This window comes from Burkholderiales bacterium, from assembly GCA_015075645.1.
In the GTDB taxonomy this organism is placed as follows: domain Bacteria; phylum Pseudomonadota; class Gammaproteobacteria; order Burkholderiales; family Casimicrobiaceae; genus VBCG01.
Window position 1 is genome coordinate 749,403 of the sequence record JABTUF010000001.1, and the last position, 6,619, is coordinate 756,021.

The following is a 6,619-nucleotide window of genomic DNA, read 5'->3' on the forward strand; positions in this document are numbered from 1 at the left end:
GCCCCTTGCGATGGGAAAGCGCCGATTATCGCTCCGCCTGTGGTCCAATACGCTCGATGCCCCGCGCCCGCAGCCGCTGAAAGGCCATGGAGAGCTTCGACGTCGTGGTCGTCGGCGGAGGCGTGGTCGGGACGTCGATCGCCTGCCACCTCGCGATGCTCGGCGCCCGCCGCGTCGCGCTCCTCGAACGCGGCACGCTGGGCGGCGGCACCACCGCGCAGTCCTCGTGCATCCTGCGCACGCACTACTCGGTGCGCGAGGACGCGGAACTCGCGCACGCGGCGATCGGCATCTTCGCGCGCTTCGCCGAGTACCTCGAAGACCCCGAGGCGGTCTCCGGCTACAACCGCTGCGGGCTGATGATCGTCGCGCCGGAAGGGGAGCGCGCCGAGGCGCTGAAGGCGACGCTCGCGGTCGAGCGCTCGCTCGGCATCGACGCGCGCGACCTCCCGATCGCCGAGGCGCGCGAGCGTCATCCGCTCGTGTCGTTCGACGACATCGCGCACGTCGGCTTCGAGCCCGACGCGGGCTACGCGGACGCGCACCTCGTGCTCTCGTCGTTCGTGCGCGCCGCCCGCCGTCGCGGCGTGTCGTTCCGCGAAGGCGTGAACGTGACCGGCCTCGTCCGCGACGCCGCCGGACGGGTCACCGGCGTGCGCACGCCGGCGGGCGAGCTACGCGCCGGCGCCGTCGTCTGCGCCCAGAACATCTGGTCGCGCGAGGTCGCGGCGTGGACCGGGATCGACCTGCCGCTCACGATCTCGCGCCACGCCGTATTCACGCTCGAAGGGCCCGCGGCCTACACGAAGGACCTGCCGGTGCTGAAGGATCTCGCGTCGCACGCGAAGCTCTACCTGCGGAGCTACGCGACGCGCCAGCTCCTGGTCGGCGACGGCAACGAAGGCGAGACGCTCGACCACCCCGACACCGTGCAGGCCGACGTCCCGCTCGACCACGTCGTCGAACTGGGTGCGGAGGTCGCGCACCGCCTGCCCTCGTTCGCCGAGGCCGGGCTCGCGTCGTCGTGGACCGGCGTCTACGACGTGACGCCCGACTGGAATCCGGTGCTGGGCGCGCTCCCCGGGGTCGAGGGGCTAGCGGTCGCCTACGGGTTCTCCGGGCACGGGTTCAAGCTCTCGCCGATCGTCGGCCGGCTCCTCGCCCAGCAGGTGCTGGGCCTTCCCACCGACTACCCGCTCGAACCCTACGCGCTCGAGCGCTTCGTCACGGGACGGCTCCTCTCCGGCCGCTACGGCTCCGGGGCGGTCTCCTGACCGCTCCGGACGCGCTCGCCGTGGCATACTGACCGGACGATCGCCCGCCGCGTCCGCGGGCTCCCTGGGGAGGTTCCATGCGTCAACAGCGCCTTATCGCCGCGGCCGCGATCGCGGCCGCCGTCGCCTTCGCGGGCCACGCCACCGCGCAGGAGCGTGTGTTCTTCGGCATCGCCACCGGCGGCACCGGCGGCACCTACTATCCGCTCGGCGGGATGCTCGCCCAGCTCATCAGCAACAAAGTGACGATCGGCGGCAAGAAACTCTCCGCGACCGCCGAGACCGCGGGCGCGTCGGTCGCGAACGCGCAACTCCTCGGCCGCAAGGACATCGAGAGCGCGTTCGTCGCGGCCGACATCCTCGACGCCGCGTACAACGGCAAGGGCCAGTTCGACGGCAAGCCGCTCAAGAACCTGCGCGCGCTGGGCGCGCTCTATCCCGAGCAGGTGCAGCTCGTGACGCTCGCGTCGGCCAACGTCAACACGTTCCGCGACCTGAAGGGCAAGAGCATTTCGTCGGGCTCGCCCGGTTCCGGCCAGTGGCAACTGCTGGGCGACCTGCTCGAGACCTACGGCATGACGCGCAAGGACATCGGCGAGGACCTGTCGTCGTTCACCCAGTCGGTCGACAAGATCAAGGACGGCAACCTCGTCGCCTCGCTCATCACCGCCGGCGCGCCGACCTCGTCGATCACCGACCTCGCGAACGCCCGCGACATCCGCATCGTGCCGCTCGCGGGGCCGGAGATCGAGGCGCTGCGCAAGAAGCAGCCGTACTACGCGAACGTGCAGCTTCCGGCGAACACCTACAAGGGCCAGGCGGCGCCGGTCGACACGCTCGCGGTGATGGCGGTCTGGGCGACGCACGACGGTCTCTCCGAGGCGATGGCCTACGAGGTGACCAAGGCGCTCTACGAGAACACCGCGACGCTGGGCCAGGTCCACCCGAAGGGCAAGGAGATCTCGCTCAAGACGGCGCTGCTGTCGGTGTCGATCCCGCTGCACCCGGGCGCGGAGCGCTACTACCGGGAGAAGGGCCTCATCAAGTGACGCCCCCGCCCGGGATCGGTTGGATGCTGGTCCCGGGCGTGTTTCTCGGCGCGAGCGCGCATGCCGCGTGCCTCACGCTCGCGTCGCACCCCGACGGAAAGCCGCTCGCGCAGTTGGAGGCGCCCGGCGCGTCCCCCGCGTTCTCGATCCGCTACGTCCATTCGGTGACCCGCACGCCGGTCGTGGAACGCTACCGGGTCGACGGAACCTCGATCGAAGAGACCGAGATCCGGTTCAGCCAGCACGGTCCGGGGCTTCCCACCGCCGCCGACGCGGACGGCGCATGGCGTCGCGAAGGCGACACGATGGTCGTGTCGATGCACCGGCGCTTCGACTCGATCGCCCTCCGCGTCCACGCGGACCAGAAGTGGCGCCTCGCGATCGACGGCGACCCGCGCCCCGTCGATCTCGCCCAGTGGGGAAACCGCGCCGTGTCGCTCGCCGCGCGCCCCGGCGCATGCCAGGCCGGCCCCGGCGCGAGCGGACTGCGTTGATCGCGACCAGGCCGGATCCCGGCACCCCCCATTTCTCCCCATGACCGCGCACCCGCCCAACCCCCACGGCAACCTGCTGACCGACCAGGTCGAGGCCGTCTCGGCCGAGAAGCAGGCGGAACTCATCCGCACGTTCGACTCGGAATCGAATTTCCGGACGCTCGTCGGTCCGGTCGGCATGCTCGTGACGACGATCGCGGTCGTTCTGTCCGGTTTCCACATCTACACGGCCGGTTTCGGCCTGCTGGTCGAGATCAAGCACCGGGCGTTCCACCTCGCGCTCGTGCTCGCGCTCGTCTTCCTCGTGTTCCCGCACAAGCGGCCCGCCGCCGATCTCCGGCACGCGGCGCGAGACTGGGGTTGGAGCCTCGTGTTCACGGCGTTCTACCTCTACCTCGCCTGGGCGCTCGTCGATCGCCTGTCGGCGATCGGCGGGTTGCAGAACGGCTGGGCGTTTATCGCGCTCGTCGGCTTCGTGTCGTTCATCTCGCTGCCGTTCCCGCAGTTCGGCGGCACCGGCGATCGCCTGTCGTGGGTCGACTGGCCGCTCGCCGCGCTCGCGGCGGCGGTTTCGCTCTACTTCATCGTGTTCTTCGACGACGTGTTCATCGCCCGCGTCGGCGCGCCGATCGCGCAGGACTACATGATGGGCGTGCTCGCGATCGTGATCGTGATGGAGGCGACGCGGCGCACCATGGGCCCGCTGCTGCCGGCCATCGGCATGGCGTGCCTGCTCTACGCGCTCCTCGGCCGCTACATGCCGGGCATCCTCGCGCACCGCGGCTACCCCGCCGATCGCGTGATCAACCACATCTACGTCGGCACCGAGGGGATCTACGGAATCGCGGTCGGCGTCGTCGCGACCTACGTGTTCCACTTCGTGCTGTTCGGCATCCTCGCGCAGATGACCGGCCTCGGCCGGCTGTTCATGGACCTCGCGACGATCGTCGCCGGGCGCTTCTCGGGCGGCCCCGCGAAGGTTTCGGTCGTGTCGTCGGGACTCTTCGGGATGATCTCGGGCTCGGCGATCGCGAATGCGGTGACGACCGGTTCCCTCACGATCCCGCTGATGAAGAAGTACGGCTTCTCGCCGCGCTTCGCCGGCGCGGTCGAGGCCTCCGCCTCCTGCGGCGGCCAGGTCACGCCGCCGGTGATGGGCGCCTCCGCGTTCGTGATGGCGGAACTCCTGGGCGTGCCCTACAAGTTCCTCGTGATCGTCGCGATCGTGCCGGCGCTCTTCCACTACTTCGCCTGCCTCACGATGGTCCACCTCGAGGCGAAGCGGCTCAAGCTCGAGGGCGTCGAGCCGCACCTGATCCCGAAGCTCTCGCGCGTGATCGGCGAGAGCTGGCACCTCGTGTTCCCGCTCGTGGCGCTCGTCACGATGCTCCTCCTCGACTACACACCGTTCCTCTCGGCCTTCTGGGGCATCGTGCTGTGCTTCGTGTGCTCGTACATCCCGCTGATCGCGCGGAAGCTCGGCTGGGGGCACCTGCAGGGCCAGACGCTCACCTGGGGCCCGTTGATCGAAGGCCTCTCCGAGGGCGCCAAGTACGCGCTCGCGATCGGCGCCGCGTGCGCGTGCGTCGGCCTGATCCTCGGCACGCTCACGCTCTCCGGGCTCGGATTCAAGTTCTCGGGCGCGGTCGTCGATCTCGCCGCGCAGGTCGGGGGCCTCGTCCGCGCGTTCGACCCGATCGGGCTCGTGACCGAGAAGGGCGCGACGGTGTTCTTCGGCCTCCTGTTCGTCGCCGTCGCGTGCATCCTGATGGGCACCGGCATTCCCACGACGCCGACCTACATCATCCTCGCGTCGATCGCGGCGCCCGCGCTGGCGACCCTCGGCGTGCCGCTCCTCGCCACGCACTTCTTCGTCTTCTACTACGGCGTGCTCGCCGACGTGACGCCGCCGGTCGCGCTCGCCGCCTACGCGGCGGCGGGCATTGCCGGATCCGAGCCGATGCGCACCGGGTTGACCGCGTTCCGCCTGTCGATGGGCAAGGCCCTGGTGCCGTTCATGTTCACCTACACTCCGGCGCTGCTCTTCGTCGACTTCACCTGGGGCGCGTTCGTCACCGCGGTCGTCGCCGGCGCGATCGGCATCCTCGCGCTCTCGGCCGCCTACACGCGCTGGTGGGCGACGGCGATCACGCGCGTCGAGCAGGTCGTGCTGACGGTCGGCGGGCTGATCCTCGTGTTCAACCAGTTCTGGCTGAACGTGATCGGGATCGCGATCGTCGCGATCACGCTCGGCATGAACACGCTCCGCGCGAAGCGCTGAGCCCCCCGCGCCCCGGGGGTGCCCCCGCGAGGTCCTCCGTCAGCGGGCCGGCGCCGCCGACGCGACCCTGTCGGCCGCGACCTTCGAGGTGTCGAGCGCGAGCCCGCTGTGCTCCCACTCGGGCATGCCGCCGCGGAACCAGTAGACGGTCTTGAATCCGCCCGCGAGCGCGACCTGCGAGGCCTTGTACGACTTCCAGCACTCGGGCCCGTTGCAGTGGAAGATCACGGGCTTCGCGCGGTCCATCGTCGCGGGGAGCGCGAACTCGTCGGCCTTCGGGTCGAACGCGACGTCCTTCACGCTCTTCTCGACGTAGGGCATCGAGATCGCCCCCGGTATCCGCTTCTCGCCGTATTCCTTCGCGGTGCGGACGTCGACGATCGCCACGCCCGTGCGCGCGAGCGACTGGACCTCGTCGGCCGTCACGACCTTCGCGCCGGGCAGTCGCGCCGGCGTCCAGTTGCCCAGCGCCGCGACGTAGCGGTAGGCGCCCGGGTCGGGGCGATGCGCGACTCGCCCGATGCCGGGCATCGTGCCCGCCGGGCTCAGGAACCATCCTTCGAGCTTGGCGCGCATCGGCTCCGGAACGTCCTTGCGCACGACGACCGACATGCCGCCGGGCACCGGCCGTGACGTGAGCAGCGGCGCGCCCTTCGCCCCGCCGGTTTTCAGCCACTGCTCGACGTCGGCGCGCTTCGCGACCGTCGCGTCGACCATGCCGGTGTCGATCGCGAACAGGCCCGCGCCGGACGTGCGCCGGTAGAGGACGTCCTTGAACGTCTTGAGCGACTGCCCGGACTCGTTCAGCATCCCGCGCGCCACGTAGGCGGCGACCGAGTCCTGCTGCGGCAGGTAGATGCGCCCACCCTTGAGGTCCGCCGCGGCCTTCGCGCCCGACTTCGCGACGAGCTGGTAGATGTCGTCGGCTTCCGTCGAGCCGACGAGCCCGTAGCCGTGCGCGAGCGCCGAGGCCGCGACGTGCGCGGGAGCGATGTAGACGTCGTACTCGCCGGTGCGCGTCGCGCGCATGGCGTCGGACAGGTCCTGGGACTTCAGCACCTTGGCCGGCGTGCCGGTCGCCTTCGACAGCGAGGCGGCGATGTCCTGCACGCCGATCACCATCGATTCGCGGTCGGACGGATCGACGGCCACGAGCACCTTGATGTCGGCCGCGGCCGTCCCGGCCACGAACATCAGCGCCCACGCGAGGACTGTCTTGTTCATTGCGGCTCCCCCAAAGGGATGGGCAGACACCCGGGGAGCCTGCAAGGTTCGTGCCGCTGCCGGCCGCCCGCACCCGCCGCCCGATTGCCTTTCCATTCAGTGACTTGCATCGACGCCCGGCGTCTGCGCTGCGGACTTCGGGCGGCCCTGCGACGCCGGAACGCGGCGCGGGGGTCCGCCGTCCGAGGGGCACGCCTATCGGGGTCCGTCCGACAGACCCCCGGAAGACCGGCGGCTAACGTCGGCGGGATGCGCCTGTCGCTCCGGTTCCTGCTGCCCCTGATGCTGGTCGTCGGG

Annotated in this window: 5 protein-coding genes; 4 read left to right on the forward strand and 1 reads right to left on the reverse strand. The window is 70.4% G+C overall.

Going from position 1 to position 6,619, the window contains the following annotated elements; genetic code table 11:
* Positions 1-86 precede the first annotated feature (86 nt).
* The 4 genes from HS109_03470 to HS109_03485 all read left to right on the forward strand — a co-directional run bounded on the left by HS109_03470 (position 87) and on the right by HS109_03485 (position 5,098).
* On the forward strand, positions 87-1,274 hold the full coding sequence (locus tag HS109_03470; GenBank protein ID MBE7521428.1) for an FAD-binding oxidoreductase: 1,188 nt from the start codon (positions 87-89) through the stop codon (positions 1,272-1,274).
* A gap of 77 nt (positions 1,275-1,351) precedes the next feature.
* Positions 1,352-2,323, forward strand: coding sequence for a TAXI family TRAP transporter solute-binding subunit (locus tag HS109_03475; protein MBE7521429.1), 972 nt, complete (start codon positions 1,352-1,354; stop codon positions 2,321-2,323).
* 23 nt (positions 2,324-2,346) lie between these two features.
* The gene (locus tag HS109_03480; protein ID MBE7521430.1) at positions 2,347-2,817 is read left to right on the forward strand and encodes a DUF1850 domain-containing protein; all 471 of its coding nucleotides are present in this window, start codon (positions 2,347-2,349) and stop codon (positions 2,815-2,817) included.
* Between the two features lie 40 nt (positions 2,818-2,857).
* Positions 2,858-5,098, forward strand: a complete 2,241-nt coding sequence (locus HS109_03485) for a TRAP transporter permease (GenBank protein MBE7521431.1) — start codon at positions 2,858-2,860, stop codon at positions 5,096-5,098.
* A gap of 39 nt (positions 5,099-5,137) precedes the next feature.
* Here the strand turns inward: HS109_03485 and HS109_03490 are convergent, their stop codons facing one another.
* Entirely contained in the window at positions 5,138-6,322 is a 1,185-nt protein-coding gene (locus HS109_03490) for a PhnD/SsuA/transferrin family substrate-binding protein (GenBank protein MBE7521432.1), read from the reverse strand.
* Positions 6,323-6,619: the final 297 nt, after the last annotated feature.